Here is a 21,184-nt window from a genome sequence, read left to right as displayed (position 1 = left end):
GCGGGTCCACGGACCCGCGCCATATTTCCTTGGAAAGAGCATTCCGTATGACTGAGTTGAGCCTGAGCAGTGGAGCCGGAGCGCGCTATCATCGCCGCACGCTGCAACGCTTGGCCTATGTGTCGGGAGCACTGGCTCTCCTGGCCTTGGCCCTGGTCATCGATGTGTCCGTCGGTCCGGGCAATTTCTCGCTGAAGGAAGTGGCGGGAACGATCCTCAATCCCGGCTCTTATGGCGGAAAGCTCGATGTCGTCGTGTGGAACGTGCGCCTTCCGGTCGCCATCATGGCGATCCTCGTCGGCGCCATGCTGGGCATTGCGGGCGCGCAGATGCAGACGATCCTGAACAACCCTCTCGCAGATCCGTTCACCCTCGGCATCTCGTCGGCAGCAAGCTTCGGGGCGGCGCTCGCCATCGCGGTCGGCGTCAGCCTCGTTCCGTTCGCGGGGGCCTTTCTCGTGACGGCGAACGCCTTCCTGTTCGCTCTTGCGACCTCCGTGATCCTGTTCCTTTTTACCCGCATGCGCGGCGTCACCATCGAGACCTTCGTGCTGGTGGGGATCGCGATGTTCTTCACCTTCAACGCGCTTCTCGCCTTCATTCAGTATCAATCCTCAGAAACTCAGCTTCAGCAGATCATCTTCTGGATGATGGGAAGCCTTGCTCGTGCCAGCTGGACGAAAATCGCCATTTGTTTGGGACTGCTGACGCTTGTCATTCCGATCTGCATGCGGCGAAGCTGGATGCTCACGGCGCTCACCATGGGAGATGAGCGGGCCGCTAGCCTGGGTGTTCCCGTGGCCCGCCTGCGACTTGAGATGCTGGCCTGTATCTCCATCCTGGCCTCGACGGCCGTCGCCTTCGTCGGGACGATCGGTTTCATTGGCCTTGTTGGCCCACACATCGCCCGGCTGCTCGTAGGTGAGGACCAGAGGTACTTTCTGCCGGTCTCCGCTGCGGCCGGAGCGATCATCCTTTCGGTGTCATCCACCTTGTCCAAGGGGATCACGCCCGGCGTCATCTATCCGATCGGCATCATCACGGCCCTCGTGGGCGTGCCGTTCTTCCTGAGCCTGATCCTGTCCGTGCGCCGGGAGAGCTGGCGATGAGCTTGGCGATCAAAGACCTGAGTTTCGGCTATCGGCATCTGCCGCTGTTCGACGCAATTGAGGCAAAGGACATTCGGCGCGGTGAGATCACCGCCGTGGTCGGGCCGAACGGCGTCGGAAAATCTTCTCTCTTCCGCCTCATCGCTGGTCTCTTGAAGCCGCAGATGGGTGCGATCATGCTGGACGACGTCGATCTCGGCGCGCTCAGCAGCGCCAAGCGGCACGAAGCGGTGTTCTTCCTGTCGCAGCATGTAGGAATGCGTGCGGCTCTCAGCGTCTTCGATGTGGTGCTTCTGGTCCGCAAGAGTGGTCGGGGAGGGCGCGCCTCGGCCTCCGATATCATGCTGGTCGAGGAAATCCTCGACCAGCTCGGCATCGGCAAGCTCTCCGACCGGCCGGTGACGGACCTTTCGGGCGGGCAACAGCAACTCGTCGGGATGGCCCAGGCTCTCGTGCGCGATCCGCAGATCCTGCTGCTCGACGAGCCCACGAGCGCGCTCGATCTCAGGCGTCAGCTCGAAGTGATGGAGCTGGTGCAGAAGGTCACCGAGAGTCGGGGCATCGTGACCTTGGTCGCGTTGCACGATCTCGGACTCGCCAGCCGCTTCGCCAAGCGTTTCATGCTGCTGGGCGACGGCCGGATCGCGGCCGACGGACGGCCGCATGAGGTACTGTCCGGAGATGCCATCGAGACGGCCTACGGAGTAGGCATCCATGTGGAGCGCGTCTCGACTGGCACGCTCATGGTGGATGCTTATCTGCGCCGATCCTAGAGGATAGGATGCCGCCGGGAGGACAAAGAGGATAGCCACATCGCCAGTCCGATGGCGTTCCTGCGGTCCCATCCTAAGGCTGACCGCTTACGGTTGGCTCCGTGTGCTGAACCTCTTCCGCCGTCGCACGACGTCCATCCCGCAGCGAAGCCGAGATGTCGGCGAGATGTCGGCTCGTGGCACATTTCGGATTTTGGCCAATGTCCCGCTATTGAGTACAATGCAGTCATTGGTCCAATCGATCACCCCTACACCTACCTCTTATGCCACAACCGGACTGGGTCGTTTTGGGATGGAGAAACGAGGCAAAGCTGAAGCCCTGAAGGCCTCGCTCTACTCCGAATAAGAGCGCCTCAGAGAATAGTTATCCGGAAATTGTCTAAAGGATATCGCGACTTGCGAGTGCTGGTCCTGAGGGCAAAAAGTCTACAATATCAGAGGCTTAGATAGTGGCGGTGGAGGCAGTCAGGTGCGAACCTGCCTCGGTTATTTGCTTGTTACTGGGAAAAATAGAGGGAAATTTCGAAAAATCGGACAGTTTCTGGATGCCCAATCAACTAACTTCTATTAAATATCAAAGGCTTATGCATCATTTTCCCATGAAACTAGAGCAGGGAAATTTCTGGTTCTGGATGCTACCTTTGCACAGAAGTTACCTCGTAAAAGAGAGGGAATTTATCCTGCATCCTTCGAATTCCTGCACTCGAAGTAACGGTTCCCAAGTTTTGCCTTTGTCTGAGCGGTCACACACATACTTTAACGTGTCTGGTCACGCGTGAGACCTGAGCCGTGACTTAATTCAACAAGCGCTCGGTTGGCTAAACTTCGGAGGCGACGCGACTGAAGGCGGCAAGTGCGCGCTGGCATTCGTGCAAACGCTTGATTTCAGGGGAAGTACCATTCCCTCTTGCTGTATCGTAGCTCTCGATCCGATGCTCATTGAGCTCTACCGCATCCTTGAGTTTCACTCGTACGTTAAATAACCGAGCCGATGCTAAGAGGACCCTCGCTCCATCAAAATCCGCGGCTGTGAATATCAGGTACGTTTAAGACCTGTCATTCAACATCAGAAAGGCGATAACCGACCCCCGGCTCCGTCAGGATGATCGCGGGAGACGCCGGATCGTCCTCGATTTTCTGTCTCACTTGGCCGACATAAACCCGCAAGTACTGCGTATCATGTTCATGAGCTGGCCCCCAGACGGAGGTCAGGATTTGTTTATGAGTCACGACCTTCCCGGCATGACGAGCCAGGAGAGCCAGCAAATCGAATTCCTTGGGCGTCAGTTTAATTTCGCCGCCATTCCGCAACACCCGCCGCCGCACCGTATCGATCTCCACATCCTTGATCTTGACGGCGGGCGTCTCTCCTTTTCGGTATAGGCGATGTCTTAGGGTTGCCCGGAGGCGGGCCATGAGTTCGCCGATTCCGAACGGCTTGTTGACGAAGTCGTCTGCGCCACGGTCGAGAGCTTCGATCTTCTCGATTTCCCTGTCACGGGCGGAGAGAACGATGATCGGGACGTCGGACCACTCGCGCACGCGAGTGATGATCTCCTTGCCGTCGATGTCAGGAAGGCCGAGATCGAGCACCACGATATCGGGCGCGTCCGTGGCGATGCGCTTCAAAGCCTCGCCGCCCGTCATGGCCTGAATGACGTCATAGTCGTTGGCCATGAGAGCTGGCGTGAGAAAGCGGTGGATAGCGGCTTCGTCATCGACGACGAGAACGCGCGGATCGCGGCTCATTCGGCTCTATCCTCCATGATCGGAAGGCGGAAGGTCACGCGCGCGCCTCGGTCATTCGCATAAGGGCTTTCGGCATTGATCGTGCCGCCATGGGCTTGAACGATGCCTTTGGCGATGGCAAGACCGAGACCGGAACCGTCCCCGCCGTCGGCCAGGCCCTGGTCTCTGCCACGCATGAATTTCTCGAAGACATGGGGCAGGACTTCAGCGGGGATACCCGGCCCGTCATCCGTCACGCCGATGACCAGATCGTTGCCGTCCCGATGCGCCTCAAGAAGGATCGTCGCAGTCGATCCGGCGTAGCGGACGGCGTTGCCAACGATGTTCGTGACAGCCTGATCCAGGAGGGTCGGATCGGCCGACAGGAACGGCAGGTTCGGTTCCACCTCCACCTTGAAGGTTTGCGTTGCTCCGCGCTTTTTGAAGAGGGCCACAATCCGATCCAGCACTTCGTGGACATCGATCCAATCACGGCGGATTTCCAGAGCGCCCGCCTCGACCCGTGTCATGGCCAGGAGATTGCGGACCATGCCGTCCAGCCGCTCCGTCTCGTCCTTGATTTGAGACAGAAGATCGGTCTGAGAGGACTCGGGCATCTTGCGGCGATAGGAGAGCAGGCTTGTCGCCGCGCCAAGAATGGAAGCCAGAGGTGTGCGGAAATCGTGGCTGATCGAGGCCAGGAATGTGTTGCGCACTCGCTCCGTCTCGGTCGCCGTCTTTGCAGCCGCAATCTCGCGGGCAAGGCGGGACCGTTCCAAAGCCGTTGCGGTCAGTTCGGCCAAGGTCTCGAAGAGCGTACGTCCCTCCATATCCAGTTGCGGCCTTCCCTGACTCTCAGGTTTGAGGCCGATGACGCCCATGCGTCCGGATGACGCCCGAAGGGGGAAGAAATGCCAGGGCACGTTCGGGAGGGTGCCGGTGCCGAAGCCTGCCGCCTCATTCCGCTCATAGGCCCAACGAGCCGCCGTCATGGAAGCCGTATCAAGGTCGTCCTCGGGCGGCCATGCAGCCGCGAGGGCCAAATCGCTCTCATGGGGAAACAGGATGATGGCTGGAAGACCGAGAGACCTTTGGACTTCCGCCACGGCTCCCTCGGCCACGACCTGCGGCTCCGCGAGGCTCGACAAGCGGCGTGCGAACTCGAACAGGCGGCGTGTTGCCTGGGCACGCACGACCGCAGCTTTCGCTTGCTCCCTGACCTGTCCGGCGATGGCTGAGAACAGAACGGCGAATCCTAAAAAAAAGAAGAGTGCGAGAAGTTCATGCGGCTGCGCCACGGTGAGGGCATAGAAAGGCTCGATGAAGAAAAAATTGTAGCTGACAAAGGCCAGGACCGATGTGAAGATCGCAGGCCATATCCCGAAGCGCACGGCAGCAAACAGAACCGCCAGCAGAAAGATCATGGAGACGTTCGGCAGCGGCACGAGCGCCGTCATGAGGCGTCCTGCCGCGATGGCACAGATGACGCTTGCCGCCGACCACAGGAATTGCAAGGGGCGTATTCCTCTTTGGCTGAGGGAATCAAACATCGTTTGTAGTCGCGATAAAGATTTAGCCTTTCCGGCCACGGTCACCACGTGAATGGCGATGTCGTCGGCGTACCTGACGAGCTGATGGGGCAATGAGCGCCCGATTGCTTCCATGAGCCAGCCGGGTCTGGATCGTCCGACAACGATCTGAGTGACGTTCTCGAACCTCGCATAGCGAAGAAGTTCCTCGACCAGATCAGACCCGAGCAAGGTCTTGGCCTCATCGGCTCCGAGGCTGTCGGCCAGTTTCATGGTTTCCTCGACCTGCCGCCGCTCCATGTCGCTCATCGACTTGAACGGACGCTCGACGGTGACCGCCAGCCACGGAGCGCCAATCGAGTCCGCTAGCCGTTTGGCATGACGCACGACCATGGGAGAGGATTCATCGGGTCCGATACAGACCAGGATGCGCTCACCCGCAGCCCAAGGCCCTTCCACCCCTCCGCCTTGCATCCGTTCAAGAAGATCGCTGTCGATGCGCTCGGCGGCACGCCGCAATGCCAATTCGCGCAAGGCCACGAGATTGTTGGGACGAAAAAAGTGATCGACGGCCCGCGCAGCGGTGTCCTGAATATAGACCTTGCCCTCGGCGAGCCTCTTCAGCAGTTCATCCGGTGGCAGATCCACGAGGACAAGCTCTTCGGCCCGGTCGAAAACGGAATCCGGAACCGTCTCCCGCACACGCACGCGCGTGATGCGCTGCACGACGTCGTTGAGGCTCTCGAGATGCTGAATGTTCAGGGTCGTCCAGACATCGATTCCAGCGGCCAGCAATTCCTCGATATCCCGCCATCGCTTGGGATGGCGGCTGCCCGGTGCGTTCGTGTGCGCGTACTCATCGACGAGGATCAAGCCGGGACGGCGCTTCAACGCGGCATCGAGATCGAATTCCTGCACCATCCTGCCACGATAGGGCATGGACAGGCGGGGCAGGATCTCGAAGCCTTGCAGAAGCCCTTCTGTTTCCCGGCGTCCGTGGGTCTCGGCAAGGCCGATGACCACGTCCGTGCCTTCCTCGCGCAGAGCCTTGCCCGACTGGAGCATGGCATAGGTCTTCCCGACCCCCGGAGCTGCCCCGAGAAAGATCTTGAGGCGACCGCGGCCCTCCCTGTTGGCGATGCTGAGAAGCGCATCCGGCGAGGCACGGGGCGAGTGGGTCAAGGCCATGAAGGCAAGGTCTCCTTTGCGCCAGGATACGACCTCGGCACGCTTGGGTTAAGAGCGTATTCCGTCCAGCGCCTGGTTGACGTGGAGGACATTGATCCGTGGCTCCCCGAAGATTCCCAAGGTCCGCCCCTCGGTCGAGGCTTCGATCACTTGCCGGATCTGAGCCTCGGAGAGGTTTCGGGCCTTGGCGATCCGGGAGGCCTGCGCCTGTGCATAGGCCCGGGAAACATGAGGGTCGAGGCCGCTGCCCGAGGTGGTGAGGGCATCGCCTGGAATCGGCAGCAGTAGGCCGGACCCACGCCAATCCTCAGAGGCAGCCGTCAGGCGATCCGCCAGCTTTTGCGAGGTCGGTCCCAGATTGGAGCCTGTCGAGGCCGCCGCATTATAGGGCGAATCCACGGGTTTTGTGGAATCGGCCGGATCGGGCGCGCTGGTGGCCGAGGGACGCGGCCAGAGATACCGGTCGGACGTGAATGCCTGCCCGATCAGGTTGGAGCCGACAACCCGGCCATCTTGGGTGATGAGACTTCCCTTGGCCTGCGCGGGAAAGAGAGCCTGCCCGATCCCTGTGACGGCAAAGGGATAGGCCAGTCCTGTCAGGGCCGTGAAGAGCAGGAGAAGAACGAGAGCGGGACGAAAATGGGACATGTCGGCCTCCTTCAGGCCCAACCAATCATTGTTACGGCGAGATCGATGATCTTGATGCCGATGAAGGGCACGACGAGTCCGCCAAGACCATAGACGAGGAGATTCCGGCGCAGCAGCGTCGCGGCCCCAAGCGGTCGATACGGAATGCCTCGCAAGGCCAGCGGAATGAGCGCGACGATGATCAGTGCATTGAAGATGACAGCTGAGAGAATTGCGCTCTGAGGTGAGGACAAGCCCATGACGTTGAGGGCTCCAAGCTGAGGGATCGCCGTCACGAACAGGGCGGGAATGATGGCGAAGTATTTTGCCACGTCGTTGGCGATGGAGAAGGTGGTCAGCGATCCGCGTGTCATGAGAAGCTGTTTGCCGATGCCGACGATCTCGATGAGCTTCGTCGGATTGGAATCGAGGTCCACCATGTTACCCGCTTCGCGCGCGGCCTGTGTGCCAGACTGCATGGCGACACCGACATCGGCCTGAGCCAGCGCCGGAGCGTCGTTGGTGCCATCGCCGCACATGGCCACGAGGCGGCCCTCCGTTTGAGCCCGACGGATGTAATCGAGCTTGTCCTGTGGTGTCGCCTCGGCAATGAAGTCGTCGACACCCGCCTCCGAGGCAATCGCTGCTGCCGTCACCGGATTGTCGCCCGTGACCATGACGGTGCGAATGCCGATGCGACGCAGTTCCGAGAACCGTTCCTTGATGTCGGGCTTGACCACATCCTTCAAGTGGATGACGCCGAGAAGCCGGTCGCCGTCAGCCAGCCCAAGGGGTGTTCCACCAGAGCGAGAGATGCGATCCACGGCGGCTGCAAAACCCTGGTCCGTGACATTCCGCCCGCTGGCATCGCGAACGAAGCGCAGGATGGCATCGACCGCGCCCTTGCGGAGGCTTTTCTCGCCGAGATCGACGCCGGAAAGGCGCGTCGTTGCCGAAAACGCGATGAAACGGGCATCTGCCGGTGATCGTTCCGGTGCCTTCAGCCCGTACTTCTCTTGAGCCAGGGCGACGATGGAACGGCCCTCTGCCGTCTCGTCCGAGAGACTTGCGAGCAGAGCCGCTTCCGCCGTTTCACGTTCCGTGATCCCGGACACCGGGATGATCTCCGATGCCATGCGGTTGCCGAAGGTGATGGTCCCGGTCTTGTCCAGAAGCAGGGTATCCACATCACCTGCCGCCTCCACGGCGCGGCCCGACATGGCCAGCACATTGAAGCGGATGAGACGGTCCATGCCCGCGATGCCGATGGCCGACAGCAACCCGCCGATGGTCGTCGGGATCAGGGTGACGAGTAGTGCGACGAGCACAGGGACTGGAACATCGGCCCCTGAATAGCGGCCCAGGCCCGACAGGGTGACGACCGCGATCAGGAAGACGATGGTCATTCCCGCCAGGAGAACGTTGAGGGCGATCTCATTCGGTGTCTTCTGTCGCTCGGCCCCTTCCACGAGGGCGATCATCCGGTCCAGGAATGAGGAACCGGCAGCCGCCGTGATCCGCACGATGAGCCAGTCCGAGAGAACCGTCGTTCCGCCCGTCACGGCGGACCGGTCGCCGCCGGATTCACGGATGACAGGCGCGGACTCGCCGGTAATGGCGGCTTCATTGACCGAGGCAATGCCTTCGACGATCTCGCCATCCCCCGGAATGAGGTCTCCGGCCTCGACCAGCACGAGATCGCCGACTTCCAAATCGAGAGCGGAAACATTCGCGTGCAGCTCCTTGCGATCGAGATCGTAAAGCCGCTTGGCGATTGTTTGCGTACGGGCTTGGCGCAGGGTATTGGCCTGTGCCCGGCCTCGCCCTTCGGCGACGGCTTCCGCGAAGTTGGCGAAGATGACAGTGAACCAGAGCCATGCCGCGATCTGCCCCGCGAAGAATGCGGAAGCCCCCGTTACGAGATCCCTTATGAATAGAACCGTGACCAGAAGCGCCACGACTTCCGTCACGAAGATGACGGGATTGCGGATGAGTTCGCCAGGATTGAGTTTCTTGAGGGAATCGATCACGGCTTGACGCAGGATCAATCCATCGAACATCGAAACAGTCGGTTGAATATGCTTGCTCATGGAGCACCCGTCAGAAGGTTTTGCCGGACAGCATCAACACCTGCTCGGCAATGGGGCCGAGGGCGAGAGCCGGGAAGAATTGGAGGCCGCCGAGGATCAGGATCACGCCGATCAACAAGCCGATGAACAGAGGCCCATGAGTCGGGAACGTACCCGTCGAGGCTTCAAGCCGTGTCTTCGCCGCCAGCGAGCCCGCGATGGCCAGCATCGGCACGATATAGGCGAAGCGGCCCAGCAGCATCGCAAGCCCGAGGGTCGTGTTGTACCAGGGCGAGTTGGCGGTCAGTCCCGCGAAGGCGGAGCCGTTGTTGCCCGCCGCCGACGAGTAGGCATAGAGAATCTCTGAGAGCCCGTGCGGACCGGCATTGAGCAGCCCAGCAAGCCCTTGCGGAATCACGGCGGCGACCGCCGAAAATCCAAGGATCGCGGCGGGCAAAATCAGGACGGCGAGCATCGCCATCTTGACCTCCTTCGCCTCGATCTTCTTGCCGAGATATTCCGGCGTGCGGCCCACCATGAGACCGGCGACGAAAACCGCGATGATCGCCATGATCAGGATGCCATAAAGCCCCGATCCGACCCCACCCGGCAGAACCTCTCCCAATTGGATCAGGAACATGGGAATCAGGCCCCCGATGGGCGTGAAACTGGCGTGCATCGCATTGACCGCGCCGGTGGAGAGACCCGTCGTCACGGCAGCCCAGAGGGCGGATAGGGCCAGCCCGAAGCGGACCTCTTTACCTTCCATATTGCCGTCAGCCGGATTGATCCCGGCCCCATGAAGCATCGGCGTTCCGATAGCCTCAGCCACATAGGTGATCGCTATCCCGGACAGGAGAAGAAGGCCCATGACCCAGATCAAGGCCCGCGCCTGCCGGGAATCCCCGATCATGCGGCCAAAAGCGAAGACAGCGGCGACGGACACCACCAGCATCTGCCAGATCTGGAGATAATTCGTGAGAGCCGTCGGGTTCTCGAACGGATGGGCTGCATTGACGTTGAAGAAACCGCCGCCGTTCGTACCAAGCTGCTTGATAGCGATCTGACTGGCGACAGGTCCGAGGGCGATGGCTTGCTTTGCGCCTTCGAGCGTCGTCGCATCGACGGATGCCAGCATGGTCTGCGGCAGGCCGAGCGCCACGAGCAGAATGGCCGTGATGAGAGCGAGCGGGAGAAGGATGTAGAGAGTCGAGCGGGTCATATCGACCCAAAAATTCCCCACGACATTGGCTTTCGAGCGCGCGAATCCTCGGACCAACGCCATGGCCAGCGCAAGGCCCGTGGCGGCCGAGAGGAAGTTTTGGACCGTCAGTCCCGCCATTTGCGAGAAATGGCTCATGGTGGTTTCGCCGCCATACGACTGCCAGTTCGTGTTGGTGACGAACGAGACGGCGGTGTTGAAGGCGAGATCCGGTGAGATGCCTCCGAAGCCCTGCGGATTGAAGGGCAGGAAGCCTTGAAGCCTCAGGATGGCATAGAGCAATGCAAAGCCCGTCGCATTGAACAGGAGCATCGCAAGCGCATAGCCACGCCAGCTTTGTTCGCGAGCGGGATCGACGCCTGCGACTGCGTAAAATCCGCGTTCGACAGGGCCAGTGATGGGCGAGAGAAAAGTGCGCTTACCCGCATAGACCTTCGCCATGAAAGCGCCGAGCAACGGCGCGGTCAGCAGGACCGTTGTGAGAATGATGGCGATCTGGAGCCAGCCATTGAGAGTCATGGGGCGGGTCTCCTAGAAACGTTCCGGCTTGAGCAGCGCCAAGACCAGATAAACAGCAAGCCCAAAGGCAACGAGGCCGCCGAGAAGAAGATCGAGAGACATCGAAGAGCCTCCTCTCACAGCCGCTCAGCCGCACGGGCATACAGCCCCATCAGCGCGAAGAACCCGAGGCCGGTGAGGAGATAGACAAGATCGGACATGACAGCACCCACAGATTGGAATGCTGAAGACTATGCCGGGAGCGCATCAAGGTTCGATTGGGAATGAAGGTCGGAGATATAAAGACGATATAAAGATTGCTAGCCCATGGGTGACAGCTGGTGACAGGGCTGTCATAGGGTAGGGATGAAGATCTGGCGAAGGATCATGGGTCGTCCGTTATCCGGTGGCATCGTTGCCGCCGCGATGATGTATGTCCTCCTGCTCCAAAGCGTGGTGGGAGCCATCGCCCAAAGTGCGATAAGTTATCCTGTTGACGGCCAATCCTCCGTCATCTGTTTCGCCTCTCCTGAAACGTCAGGAGCTGGTGGATCTTCATCGCAGTCCGATGATGGGCGTCTTCACAAGTTCTGCGCGACGCTATGTCAGCTTTCTTGTGTCAGAACCGCTTCTCTCTCCGATACTCCGTCGATCCCACAGCGGCCAGACCTCTCCCATGAGGTCATCGCGATAATTGAATTGCTGCCGCCGATCAGACAGCGTGAAAGAACTCACGTTGCGGAAGCAAGAGCTCCGCCTCAGCAAAGCTAATCTCGCTTGCAATCGACCGTCACTCGCCATGAGTGGCGAGGTTTCGTGCTGCATCTGTCGATGCTGACCTGAGCTATATCTATGTCTGAACAAACCCTCAGCTGGGGCCGCGATGTCGCGCGCTCCGAGACCAAATCCTCAAATCTCTATCGAGCCGTATGGCGTTGGCATTTTTACGCAGGGCTTCTCGTCTTACCTTTCCTGATCACACTCTCGATCACCGGGGGCCTCTATCTCTTCAAGGACGAGATCGATGGTATCGTCCATGCCGATCTGAAACAGGTTGAAATGCGGAATACCTCCGCCAAGGTTACACCCTCGGCTATGGTCGCAGCTGCTTTGGCGGCCCATCCTGGCGCAGTCGTCAAGTTCATCGATCCACCCACCGCAGTCTCATCGGCGGAGGTGACGGTCAAAGCCAACTCCGGCGAGAGATTGGCCGTCTATATCGATCCCTATAGCGGCCAAGTGCTGGGCTCCCTGCCGGATCGCGGCACCGTCATGTGGACGATCCGTTACCTCCACAGCCTGAAGTATTTCGGAACCGTCGCGCGGGCCTTCATCGAGATCGCGGCAGGATGGTCGATCCTTCTCGTGGGCACAGGGATCTACCTTTGGTGGCCACGGCGTCAGGCGGGAGGCGTAGTGTCTGTTCGAGGGACACCCAAGAAACGGGTGTTCTGGCGCGATACCCACGCTGTCACGGGCATCTTCGTCGGCTTCTTTATCGTATTCCTAGCCGTCACCGGGATGCCCTGGTCGAATGTCTGGGGCGGCAAGGTCAACGAATGGGCCAACGGTCATAACTTCGGCTATCCGGCCGGAGTGCGCGTGGCGGTGCCCATGTCCGACGAGCATTTGGGCCACGTCAGTCCGACCACGTGGTCGCTGGAGCAGGCGCAGGTTCCGGAATCCAGCGGACACAATCATGGCGCGGAGCCGATTGGGCTGGACAAGGCCATAAGGATCTTCGACGGCATGGGCCTGCACAGAGGCTACACGGTCGCAATTCCGGCGTCGGGCAAAGGAGTCTATTCGGCCTCTGTCTACCCCGATGATCTCTCGCAGCAGCGTGTGATCCACCTGGATCAGTATTCGGGTAAGCCTCTCATCGATATGAGCTACGCAGATTACGGCCCTCTCGGGAAATGGCTTGAGTTCGGCATCAACGTGCACATGGGCCAGCAGTTCGGGCTCGCAAATCAGATTGTCCTGCTCATCGTGTGTCTTGCTATCGTAATGCTGGCCGTCTCGGCGGCAGTAATGTGGTGGAAGCGCCGCCCATCAGGATCGCTGGGCGTCCCGCCAGCACCTTCGGATCGGCGGGCGTTCCAAGGGCTGCTTGTCATCCTCGTCATTGGAGGAATCGGGTTTCCTCTCGTGGGCATCTCACTCCTGGTAATGCTGGCGCTCGACTTTGCTTTCTCAAGCTGGCGCAGCCGAACGGCATGATCACTCGGTGCCGCTGAAGATGCCCTCGGCGGCACTCGCCAATGGTGATCCTGTGCGCTGAGATGACAATATCCTGGTCACCTCATGATAACGACCGAATCGTTTTACTCCGCTACGTAGCGGAGTAAACGATGTCATCTTCCAAGAAAGCCAGTCCAAAGCGCGCTTGAGATATTATGTGAACACGATTCGCATAAGGATATAAAAATGTCTTTATGTCTCTGTTGACGGCCTATGAATCTGACGGCATAGTATAGCTGTCGTGGTTCTTCGGTGCTTTTTGGGCATCGGAGCTAAGAGGGAATCCGGTGAGCCGAAAGGCAATCCCGGAGCTGCCCCCGCAACTGTGAGCGGCGAGCCAAAGCCCATTACGTGTCACTGGTGAGCGATCACCGGGAAGGCCGGGCTACAGGCGACGACCCGCAAGCCAGGAGACCTGCCTCGGCAAAATAACGTCCCTGGGCGGGGTGTCCCGGTGGTGCGCTTGCGGTTTGGGTAGCGCCATGCTTTCCGGGCCCGCATGCCTCCGCTCGGCCTTTGCCCCCAACACATTTTGGGGTTCAAGCCGATGTCTTCCTTAAATTCTCTTCCTGTCTGCACGCTCGGTACACCGCGGATCGGTCCGCGTCGCGAGCTTAAATCAGCCCTTGAGGCTTATTGGTCGGGCCGCATCTCTGCGACGCAGCTGCTTGATACAGCCGCTGGTCTTCGCGCCGCGAATTGGGCACGCCAGCATGCTCTTGGCGTCAGTGTCATTCCCTCGAATGACTTCTCGCTCTATGACCATGTTCTCGACACCAGTGTCATGGTCGGAGCCATTCCCGAGGTCTATGGCTGGAGCGGCGGACCTGTCTCCCTCGACACATATTTCTCCATGGCCCGTGGCAGCCATGGCGACCAGGATAACGCCTGTGCCCATGGCCATCATCATGACCATGATCATGGAGCGCCAGCGCAGGAAATGACGAAGTGGTTCGACACCAATTATCACTACATGGTGCCGGAATTCGTGGCAGGTCAACGCTTTATGCTAGCCTCGACCAAGGCGGTCGATGAGTTTCGCGAGGCAAAGGCACTCGGCTATCGGACCAGGCCTGTCCTGCTCGGCCCCGTGACGTTCCTCAAACTTGGAAAATCCAAGGATCCATCCCTCGATCCACTCTCCCTCATCGGCGGACTGCTTCCGGTCTATGTGGATGTTCTCAGGCGTCTATCGGCCAGCGACGCGGATTGGGTGCAAATCGATGAGCCCTGCCTCGTCCTCGATCTTGATGAAGCGTCACGCCAAGCCCTCCAACAAACCTATGCAATGTTCGCTCGCGCCCTGCCGAACCTGAACATCATGCTAACGACGTATTTCGGCGGGATCGGGGACAATCTCGATACGACTTTGTCCCTCCCTGTCGCCGGACTCCACATCGATCTCGTGCGTGCGCCGGATCAACTCGATTCCGTCATCGACAAAGCTCCGAAGGGATTGGTGCTGTCGCTTGGTGTCATCGATGGGCGCAATATCTGGCGCTCAGATTTGTATGCTATCCTTGATCGGCTTGAGTCCGTGGTATCACGGCGAGGAACGGATCATGTGCAGATCGCGTCGTCCTGCTCTCTTCTGCACTCGCCCATAGACCTCGACCTGGAGAATGATCTCGATTCCGAACTCAGGTCGTGGCTGTCTTTTGCTGTTCAGAAGATGGATGAGCTTGCAACATTGGGCGCTGCTCTCGCAGCTGGACGCACAAGCGTGAAGAGTAAGCTCGATACTTCGGCAGCCGCAGCGGCTTCACGCAAAGAATCTCCGCGCGTGCATGACGCTTTAGTCGCGAAGCGCATGGCCGCAATCACGCCTGATATGGCCCGCCGCCGCAGTGCTTTCCCGGCTCGTGCCGAGGTGCAGCATAGCCGCTTTAGCTTGCCCGCATTTCCGACGACGACCATCGGTTCCTTCCCGCAAACCTCGGAAGTCCGTCAGGCACGCTCCGCGCATGCCAAGGGCAACCTGACCGATGACCAGTACGTGGCCTTCCTGAAGGAGGAGACCGCGCGCACGGTGCATTGGCAAGAGGAAATCGGCCTTGATGTCCTTGTCCATGGCGAATTCGAGCGCAACGACATGGTGCAATACTTCGGCGAGAGGCTTTCGGGCTTTGCCTTTACCAAGCATGGCTGGGTGCAGAGCTATGGCTCTCGCTGCGTTCGTCCACCGATCCTGTTCGGAGATGTGTCGCGCCCTAAGCCCATGACCGTCAGCTGGTGGAGTTATGCGCAATCCCTGACGAAGCGCCCTATGAAGGGTATGCTCACGGGTCCGGTCACGATCCTCAACTGGTCGTTCGTGCGTGACGACATCCCCCACAGCGAGGCTTGCCGACAGATCGCGTTGGCTATCCGTGACGAAGTACTCGATCTTGAGCAGGCAGGTGCCGCCATGATCCAGATCGACGAGGCAGCATTGCGCGAAGGATTGCCGCTGCGCAAAGGCGAGTGGGCATCCTATCTCGATTGGGCCGTGGATTGCTTCCGCCTGACGTCCTCTGGCGTAGGAGATAAGACACAGATCCACACGCATATGTGCTATTCGGAGTTCAATGACATCATCGACGCTATCGCGGCGATGGATGCGGACGTTATCTCCATCGAGACCTCGCGCTCGAAAATGGAGCTGCTTGATGCCTTCCGGTCATACCGATATCCAAACGAGATCGGACCTGGAGTCTATGATATCCACTCTCCGCGCATCCCCGTCGTGAGCGAAATGGTGGATCTGCTCACACTTGCGCGAAAGCGCCTCAAGGATGGGCAAATCTGGGTCAATCCCGATTGCGGTCTCAAGACCCGCAAGTGGGAGGAGGTACGTCCTGCGCTCGAGAACATGGTCGCTGCCGCTCGAGCGGTACGCTCCATTGAGATTGAGACAGGAAGATGAGCATTGTTTCGACCGCAACCTGTCTGATCGATATCGTCTTTCCTGGCGATACGAACCACCACGGCACGCTGTTTGGCGGGATCGGACTAGCTCACATGGACAAGGTGGCGTTCATCGCGGCCTCTCGTCATGCTCACGTTGACTTTGTTACCGCCTCTTGCGAGCGAATTGACTTTGAAGCACCTGCGCATATGGGTGAAATCGTGGAACTGACGGGCCGTATCACGGGGCGCCATGCCGCCACTTCCAGACCTAGGCACTCCGAGCCAAGAGGATGATCTGCGGATGGTGGAAATGGTCTTCCCGGAGCAGACGAGCCACTACGGCAGCCTCTATGGCGGCAACGCGCTCGCGGCGATGGGCAAAGCAGCTTTCGTGGCCGCAACCCGCCACAGCCGCAAGTCGGTCGTACTGGCAGGCTCGAGACGCACGGATTTTCGGAGCCAAATTCAGAAAGGAGAGCTAATCGAGCTTGCCCCACGGGTCACGGCCACCGGGCGGAGCTCCATTACGGTGGAGGTCGGTCTCTGGGCAGAAAACCTTCGATCGGGCCTTCGCCGTCTCTGCGGTCATGGAGAGTTCACTATGGTGGCCGTTGATGAACAGCATCGTCCAATGGCTGCATTGTCCATAGGGAATAGCTTGGACGGGTAAAATCAGACCATTCAAGTTTCCAAAATCACCATGCCTCGAAGATCGAATATCTGTAATGCCTGTCCGATCTTAAGCACGAGTGCAGGCTTAAGGACGGCGATGCCGCTCGTCATGATCGCCCACCACCGATGCGGTCTGCGAAGTTTCTCATTGAGATCGAGAATATCCTTGGCGTTACCTGATCTGCACCCCTGTGGACAGAGCGCCACCACATATTGAAGAATCCTTCGATATCGCTACCATATCTAGAGAAGGTTCTTCTCGTGTCGCGAGATCCGGGAAGCTAAGAGGGAACTCGGTTTAATGCCGAGGCTGCCCCCGCAACTGTAAGCGGCGAGCATCTGTCTCAGATCCACTGGCGTGATCGCGCTGGGAAGGTTGACGGAAGCAACGACCCGCAAGCCAGGAGACCTGCCTTCGCTTGAACGATCATTACGGGCGGGGTGCCCCGTTGGATCGCGATCCAACCGGCGGGCACTCATGTGCTTTCCGTCCTGGCCTGCGCTCCTTCCGGCCCATGCCCCCTTGAACTGTAAGGGGTTGCACAATGTCTCTTTCCATCAATGAGGCCCAAAAGGCTTCAGCAACGCTCACTCCAGTCACGTCTTCGACCAGACAAACGTCCCCGTCTTTAGGCTATCAGGTGATCCGCCGAAACGGCGCGGTCACACCGTTTGACCAGACGAAGATCACGGTGGCCCTCACCAAGGCATTCCTGGCCGTGGAAGGTGCATCGGCGGCAGCCTCCCGCCGAATCCATGAAATCGTGGAAGACCTCGTCGCGGGCATCGTATCGGGGCTCACGCGCCACGCGGAAGTAGGACGGACATTCAATATCGAGGACATTCAGGATCGGGTCGAGCTTGCGCTCATGCGAGGCGGACACCACAAGGTTGCGCGCGCTTATGTCCTCTATCGCGAGCAACGGGCGACGGAGCGCACCCATGCGGTAGGCGTCATGCCTGATATCGAAGCAACGCTTCATGTCAGCCTGGCTGACGGACAGCGTATTCCTCTCGATATGATCCGATTGCGATCGCTCATCGACGAGGCGTGCCACGGGCTTGAAACCGTCTCGGCCGATACGGTTCTCACCGAGACGATGCGCAATCTATACGATGGCATTCGAGAGGAAGAGCTTGCGCAAGCCCCTGTCCTTGCGGCCCGCACTCTCGTGGAGCGTGAACCGGATTATACATTCGTCAGCGCCCGGTTGCTCCTCGACAGTCTGCGCCGCGAGGCATTGAGCGCCGTGCATGGGCAACGGCGGCAAGTCACGCAAGCCGAGATGGTGGAGCTGTATGCGGATTACTTTCCGGCGTATATCGAGAAGGGAATGGAAGCGGAACTGCTCGATTCGGAACTCGCCCGTTTCGATCTCGGACGGCTGGCAATGGCGCTCAAGCCGGACCGCGACCTGAACTTCCAATATCTTGGCCTTCAGACCCTCTATGACCGATACTTCCTGCATATAAAGGGGAAGCGGTTCGAGCTTCCGCAAGCCTTTTTCATGCGCGTCGCCATGGGGCTCTCATTGCGGGAGATCGACCGTGAGGAGAAGGCCATAGAATTCTACGACCTTCTGTCATCCTTCGACTTCATGGCGTCCACTCCGACCCTATTCAACGCCGGAACGACACGCCCTCAGCTTTCGTCCTGCTTCCTCACTACCGTGCCAGACGATCTCGACGGCATCTTCAAGGCCGTGAAGGATAATGCCTTGCTCGCCAAGTATTCCGGCGGCCTCGGCAATGATTGGACTCCGGTTCGCGGTCTCGGCGCGCATATCAAGGGAACGAATGGCGAGAGCCAGGGCGTGGTGCCGTTCCTAAAAGTGGCCAACGATACCGCCATTGCGGTGAACCAAGGCGGCAAGCGCAAAGGCGCTGTCTGCGCTTATCTCGAGACTTGGCACATCGATATCGAAGAGTTTCTCGATCTGAGGAAGAATACCGGTGATGATCGCCGCCGCACTCACGACATGAATACGGCGAACTGGGTGCCGGACCTGTTCATGCAGAGAGTAGCCGAGGACGGAGTTTGGACTCTGTTCTCACCGGATGAAACGCCGGACCTGCATGACCTCTACGGACCGGCCTTCAAGGTGGCCTATGAAGCATACGAAGCCAAGGCCACATCCGGCGACATCAAGGTCTTCAGGCAAGTCAAGGCTGTCGATCTGTGGCGGCGCATGTTGACCATGCTGTTCGAGACCGGCCATCCGTGGATCACCTTCAAGGATCCGTGCAACATCCGTTCGCCGCAAGGTCATGTAGGTGTGATTCACTCGTCCAATCTGTGCACGGAGATTACCCTGAACACTTCGCGGGGTGAGGTCGCGGTGTGCAATCTCGGCTCAGTCAATCTGGCTCGACACATCACGCCGCATGGGATCGATTACGAAAAGCTCAGGAGCACGGTCAAGACGGCTGTCCGGATGCTCGATAACGTCATCGACATCAACTTCTACACGATCCCGGAGGCCCGCGCCTCCAACCTGCGCCATCGTCCTGTCGGCCTTGGCATCATGGGCTATCAAGATGCGCTTCATACGCTCCGGCTTCCTGTTGCATCCGACAGTGCTGTGGCTTTCGCTGACGAGAGCATGGAAGCAATCAGTTTCCACGCCATTCAAGCTTCATGCGATCTGGCTATTGAACGCGGACGTTATCCGAGCTTCGAGGGATCGCTCTGGTCGAGGGGGATCTTGCCCATCGATTCCGTTTCTCTGCTGGAGGAAAGTCGCGGAAGGCTTGATCTTGATCGTTCTACAACTCTCGACTGGTCGTCCTTGCGTGATCGGGTCAGGCAGAGCGGTATGCGCAACTCCAATGTCCTAGCCATTGCGCCAACCGCCACGATTTCCAATATCTGCGGCGTCACGCAATCCATCGAGCCCAATTTCCGCAATCTCTTCGTCAAAGCGAACATGTCGGGCGATTTCACCGTGGTGAACCCGGCGCTGGTCCGTGACCTGAAAGCGCGCGGCCTCTGGGACGAGGTCATGATGTCCGACCTGAAGTATTTCGACGGCAGCCTTGCTCCCATTGATCGAATACCGGATGATCTCAAGTCCCTCTACGCAACCGCTTTCGAGATCGATGCCTCCTGGCTGATCGAGGCTGCCGCCCGCCGCCAGAAATGGATCGATCAGGCCCAATCTCTCAACCTCTACATCACCAACCCGAATGGGAAGAAGCTCGATGCCATGTACAGACTGGCATGGGAAAGAGGCTTGAAGACGACCTACTATCTGCGGGCGACATCGGCGACCCATGTGGAGAAATCGACTCTGAAGGGCACGGACGGAAAGTTGAATGCCGTGCAGGCTTCCTCCATTGCCGCCTCAATGAGCGCCGTGTCGGAAAGTCTGGCTTGCTCTATCGACAATCCCGATTGCGAAGCCTGCCAGTAAAAGACCCACCTCATTGAAAACCCGACTTTTCATCGAAGGGGCGCAGCCTTTGCGTCCCTTCTGTGCCCCCTTTGAGAAAGAACCATCATGCTCGACTGGACCGAAACGAAGACGGCTACCAATTCTGCGGCTCCCCTCATGCCCATGGACGCGACCGGCCTTGGTCATATCGACCGGAAAGGCGGTCGTGTCAGCGTGGACGATAAAGCGATGATCAACTGCCGGGCTGACGTGAATCAGCTTCTTCCGCTCAAATACAAGTGGGCGTGGGAGAAATATCTGTCCGGCTGCAACAATCATTGGATGCCGACCGAAATCTCCATGCAAGCCGATATCGCCCTTTGGAAGTCACGTGAGGGTCTGACTGAGGATGAACGGCGCGCCATCAAGCGGAATCTCGGTTTCTTCGCGGCCTCCGAGAGCCTCGTCGCCAACAACATCGTGCTGGCGATCTATCGTCACCTCACCAATCCCGAATGCCGTCAATACCTCCTGCGCCAAGCCTTCGAGGAGGCGGTTCATACGCATACGTTCCAGTACATCGTCGAGAGCCTTGGGCTGGACGAGGGCGAGTTGTTCAACATGTACCGGGAAGTGCCCTCCATCACCGACAAGGCGGCATGGGCGCTCAAGCATACCCAGCATCTTGACGATCCAGCCTTCGAGACGGGAACTCCTGAAAAGGACCAAGCTTTCGTTCGCGATCTCGTGGCCTTCTATGTGATCTTCGAGGGTATGTGGTTCTATACCGGCTTCGCCCAAATCCTGGCGCTCGGCCGTCGCAACAAGATGGTCGGCATCGCCGAGCAGTATCAGTACATCCTGCGGGACGAGAGCATCCATCTGAATTTCGGCATCGACGTGATCAACCAGATCAAGGCAGAGAATCCACACATCTGGACCAAGGAGTTCCGGGAAGAAATCCGCCAGATGCTGCGCGAAGCCGCCGAACTCGAAGCCGCCTATGGACGCGATACCATGCCACGCGGTTTCCTGGGGCTGAACGCAGCTCTGTGCGAGCAATATATGCACTTCATCGCCAACCGCCGCTGCGCTCAGCTTGGGCTTACACCTGTCTATGGTGAAACTGAAAATCCATTCCCTTGGATGTCGGAAGCCATGGATCTTAAAAAAGAGAAGAATTTCTTCGAGACCCGCGTGATCGACTATCAAAGCGGCGGGGCACTGGCCTGGGATTGACCATTGAGCAGTTAATCACTTTT

Annotated in this window: 14 protein-coding genes and 2 riboswitches; of the genes, 8 read left to right on the top strand and 6 right to left on the bottom strand. The window is 59.0% G+C overall.

What is annotated here, in order from left to right:
• Nucleotides 1-47: 47 nt before the first annotated feature.
• Together AB4Y85_RS04620 and AB4Y85_RS04615 are read left to right on the top strand one after the other, a co-directional pair.
• Entirely contained in the window at nt 48-1,109 is a 1,062-nt protein-coding gene (locus tag AB4Y85_RS04620; protein WP_441983669.1) for a FecCD family ABC transporter permease, read from the top strand.
• The gene (locus tag AB4Y85_RS04615) at nt 1,106-1,882 is read left to right on the top strand and encodes an ABC transporter ATP-binding protein (protein ID WP_441983668.1); all 777 of its coding nucleotides are present in this window, start codon (nt 1,106-1,108) and stop codon (nt 1,880-1,882) included. The genes AB4Y85_RS04620 and AB4Y85_RS04615 overlap by 4 nt, the downstream gene beginning before the upstream one ends.
• A 1,056-nt stretch (nt 1,883-2,938) precedes the next feature.
• Here the strand turns inward: AB4Y85_RS04615 and AB4Y85_RS04610 are convergent.
• From AB4Y85_RS04610 to kdpF, 6 genes are read right to left on the bottom strand one after another with little or no spacing between them, the layout of a single operon-like run.
• Complete coding sequence (locus AB4Y85_RS04610) at nt 2,939-3,631, bottom strand: winged helix-turn-helix domain-containing protein (RefSeq protein ID WP_441983667.1); 693 nt, start codon at nt 3,629-3,631, stop codon at nt 2,939-2,941.
• Nucleotides 3,628-6,327, bottom strand: a complete 2,700-nt coding sequence (locus tag AB4Y85_RS04605; RefSeq protein ID WP_441983666.1) for an ATP-binding protein — start codon at nt 6,325-6,327, stop codon at nt 3,628-3,630. The genes AB4Y85_RS04610 and AB4Y85_RS04605 overlap by 4 nt, the downstream gene beginning before the upstream one ends.
• Before the next feature lie 48 nt (nt 6,328-6,375).
• Nucleotides 6,376-6,975: a potassium-transporting ATPase subunit KdpC gene (gene kdpC, locus AB4Y85_RS04600; protein ID WP_441983665.1), complete on the bottom strand. Its 600-nt coding sequence runs from the start codon at nt 6,973-6,975 to the stop codon at nt 6,376-6,378.
• A gap of 11 nt (nt 6,976-6,986) precedes the next feature.
• Nucleotides 6,987-9,014, bottom strand: coding sequence for a potassium-transporting ATPase subunit KdpB (gene kdpB, locus AB4Y85_RS04595; RefSeq protein ID WP_441983713.1), 2,028 nt, complete (start codon nt 9,012-9,014; stop codon nt 6,987-6,989).
• A 40-nt stretch (nt 9,015-9,054) separates the two neighbouring features.
• Nucleotides 9,055-10,764 carry a potassium-transporting ATPase subunit KdpA gene (gene kdpA / locus AB4Y85_RS04590; RefSeq protein WP_441983664.1) on the bottom strand — a complete coding sequence of 570 codons (1,710 nt, stop codon included), beginning with the start codon at nt 10,762-10,764 and terminating at the stop codon, nt 9,055-9,057.
• A gap of 12 nt (nt 10,765-10,776) precedes the next feature.
• Nucleotides 10,777-10,866, bottom strand: a complete 90-nt coding sequence (kdpF, locus tag AB4Y85_RS04585; RefSeq protein WP_441983663.1) for a K(+)-transporting ATPase subunit F — start codon at nt 10,864-10,866, stop codon at nt 10,777-10,779.
• Nucleotides 10,867-11,595: 729 nt separating this feature from the next.
• On the opposite strand from kdpF, the gene AB4Y85_RS04580 reads away from it, so the two are divergent.
• The 6 genes from AB4Y85_RS04580 (at nt 11,596) to AB4Y85_RS04555 (ending at nt 21,161) form a co-directional block, all read left to right on the top strand.
• A complete protein-coding gene (locus AB4Y85_RS04580) occupies nt 11,596-12,966 on the top strand; it encodes a PepSY-associated TM helix domain-containing protein (RefSeq protein WP_441983662.1) in 1,371 nt (456 codons plus the stop codon).
• Between the two features lie 246 nt (nt 12,967-13,212).
• Nucleotides 13,213-13,424: riboswitch (cobalamin riboswitch) on the top strand.
• Nucleotides 13,425-13,534: 110 nt separating this feature from the next.
• Complete coding sequence (metE, locus tag AB4Y85_RS04575; protein WP_441983661.1) at nt 13,535-15,892, top strand: 5-methyltetrahydropteroyltriglutamate--homocysteine S-methyltransferase; 2,358 nt, start codon at nt 13,535-13,537, stop codon at nt 15,890-15,892.
• A complete protein-coding gene (locus tag AB4Y85_RS04570) occupies nt 15,889-16,170 on the top strand; it encodes an acyl-CoA thioesterase (protein WP_441983660.1) in 282 nt (93 codons plus the stop codon). Before metE ends, AB4Y85_RS04570 begins: the two co-directional genes overlap by 4 nt.
• 7 nt (nt 16,171-16,177) lie before the next feature.
• Complete coding sequence (locus AB4Y85_RS04565; protein ID WP_441983659.1) at nt 16,178-16,546, top strand: acyl-CoA thioesterase; 369 nt, start codon at nt 16,178-16,180, stop codon at nt 16,544-16,546.
• Nucleotides 16,547-16,781: 235 nt separating this feature from the next.
• Nucleotides 16,782-16,979, top strand: a riboswitch (cobalamin riboswitch).
• A 114-nt stretch (nt 16,980-17,093) separates the two neighbouring features.
• Nucleotides 17,094-19,961, top strand: a complete 2,868-nt coding sequence (locus AB4Y85_RS04560; RefSeq protein ID WP_441983658.1) for a ribonucleoside-diphosphate reductase subunit alpha — start codon at nt 17,094-17,096, stop codon at nt 19,959-19,961.
• A gap of 87 nt (nt 19,962-20,048) precedes the next feature.
• Nucleotides 20,049-21,161 (top strand): ribonucleotide-diphosphate reductase subunit beta, encoded by a 1,113-nt coding sequence (locus AB4Y85_RS04555; RefSeq protein ID WP_441983657.1) that lies wholly within the window; start codon nt 20,049-20,051, stop codon nt 21,159-21,161.
• Nucleotides 21,162-21,184: the final 23 nt, after the last annotated feature.

Origin of the sequence: Microvirga sp. 2YAF29, assembly GCF_052114605.1 — a bacterium.
GTDB lineage: Bacteria > Pseudomonadota > Alphaproteobacteria > Rhizobiales > Beijerinckiaceae > Microvirga.
Note: the sequence above shows the minus strand (reverse complement) of the source record. Positions and strands in the feature narration are given on the sequence as shown.

Coding starts and splice junctions, on each gene's coding strand:
- AB4Y85_RS04620 (WP_441983669.1), top strand. CDS start 48: ATGACTGAGTTGAGCCTGAGCAGTGGAGCCGGAGCGCGCTATCATCGC.
- AB4Y85_RS04580 (WP_441983662.1), top strand. CDS start 11,596: ATGTCTGAACAAACCCTCAGCTGGGGCCGCGATGTCGCGCGCTCCGAG.
- AB4Y85_RS04605 (WP_441983666.1), bottom strand. CDS start 6,327: ATGGCCTTGACCCACTCGCCCCGTGCCTCGCCGGATGCGCTTCTCAGC.
- AB4Y85_RS04555 (WP_441983657.1), top strand. CDS start 20,049: ATGCTCGACTGGACCGAAACGAAGACGGCTACCAATTCTGCGGCTCCC.
- kdpA (WP_441983664.1), bottom strand. CDS start 10,764: ATGACTCTCAATGGCTGGCTCCAGATCGCCATCATTCTCACAACGGTC.
- AB4Y85_RS04615 (WP_441983668.1), top strand. CDS start 1,106: ATGAGCTTGGCGATCAAAGACCTGAGTTTCGGCTATCGGCATCTGCCG.
- kdpB (WP_441983713.1), bottom strand. CDS start 9,014: ATGTTCGATGGATTGATCCTGCGTCAAGCCGTGATCGATTCCCTCAAG.
- kdpF (WP_441983663.1), bottom strand. CDS start 10,866: ATGTCTCTCGATCTTCTTCTCGGCGGCCTCGTTGCCTTTGGGCTTGCT.
- AB4Y85_RS04570 (WP_441983660.1), top strand. CDS start 15,889: ATGAGCATTGTTTCGACCGCAACCTGTCTGATCGATATCGTCTTTCCT.
- AB4Y85_RS04565 (WP_441983659.1), top strand. CDS start 16,178: ATGGTGGAAATGGTCTTCCCGGAGCAGACGAGCCACTACGGCAGCCTC.
- metE (WP_441983661.1), top strand. CDS start 13,535: ATGTCTTCCTTAAATTCTCTTCCTGTCTGCACGCTCGGTACACCGCGG.
- AB4Y85_RS04560 (WP_441983658.1), top strand. CDS start 17,094: ATGTCTCTTTCCATCAATGAGGCCCAAAAGGCTTCAGCAACGCTCACT.
- kdpC (WP_441983665.1), bottom strand. CDS start 6,975: ATGTCCCATTTTCGTCCCGCTCTCGTTCTTCTCCTGCTCTTCACGGCC.
- AB4Y85_RS04610 (WP_441983667.1), bottom strand. CDS start 3,631: ATGAGCCGCGATCCGCGCGTTCTCGTCGTCGATGACGAAGCCGCTATC.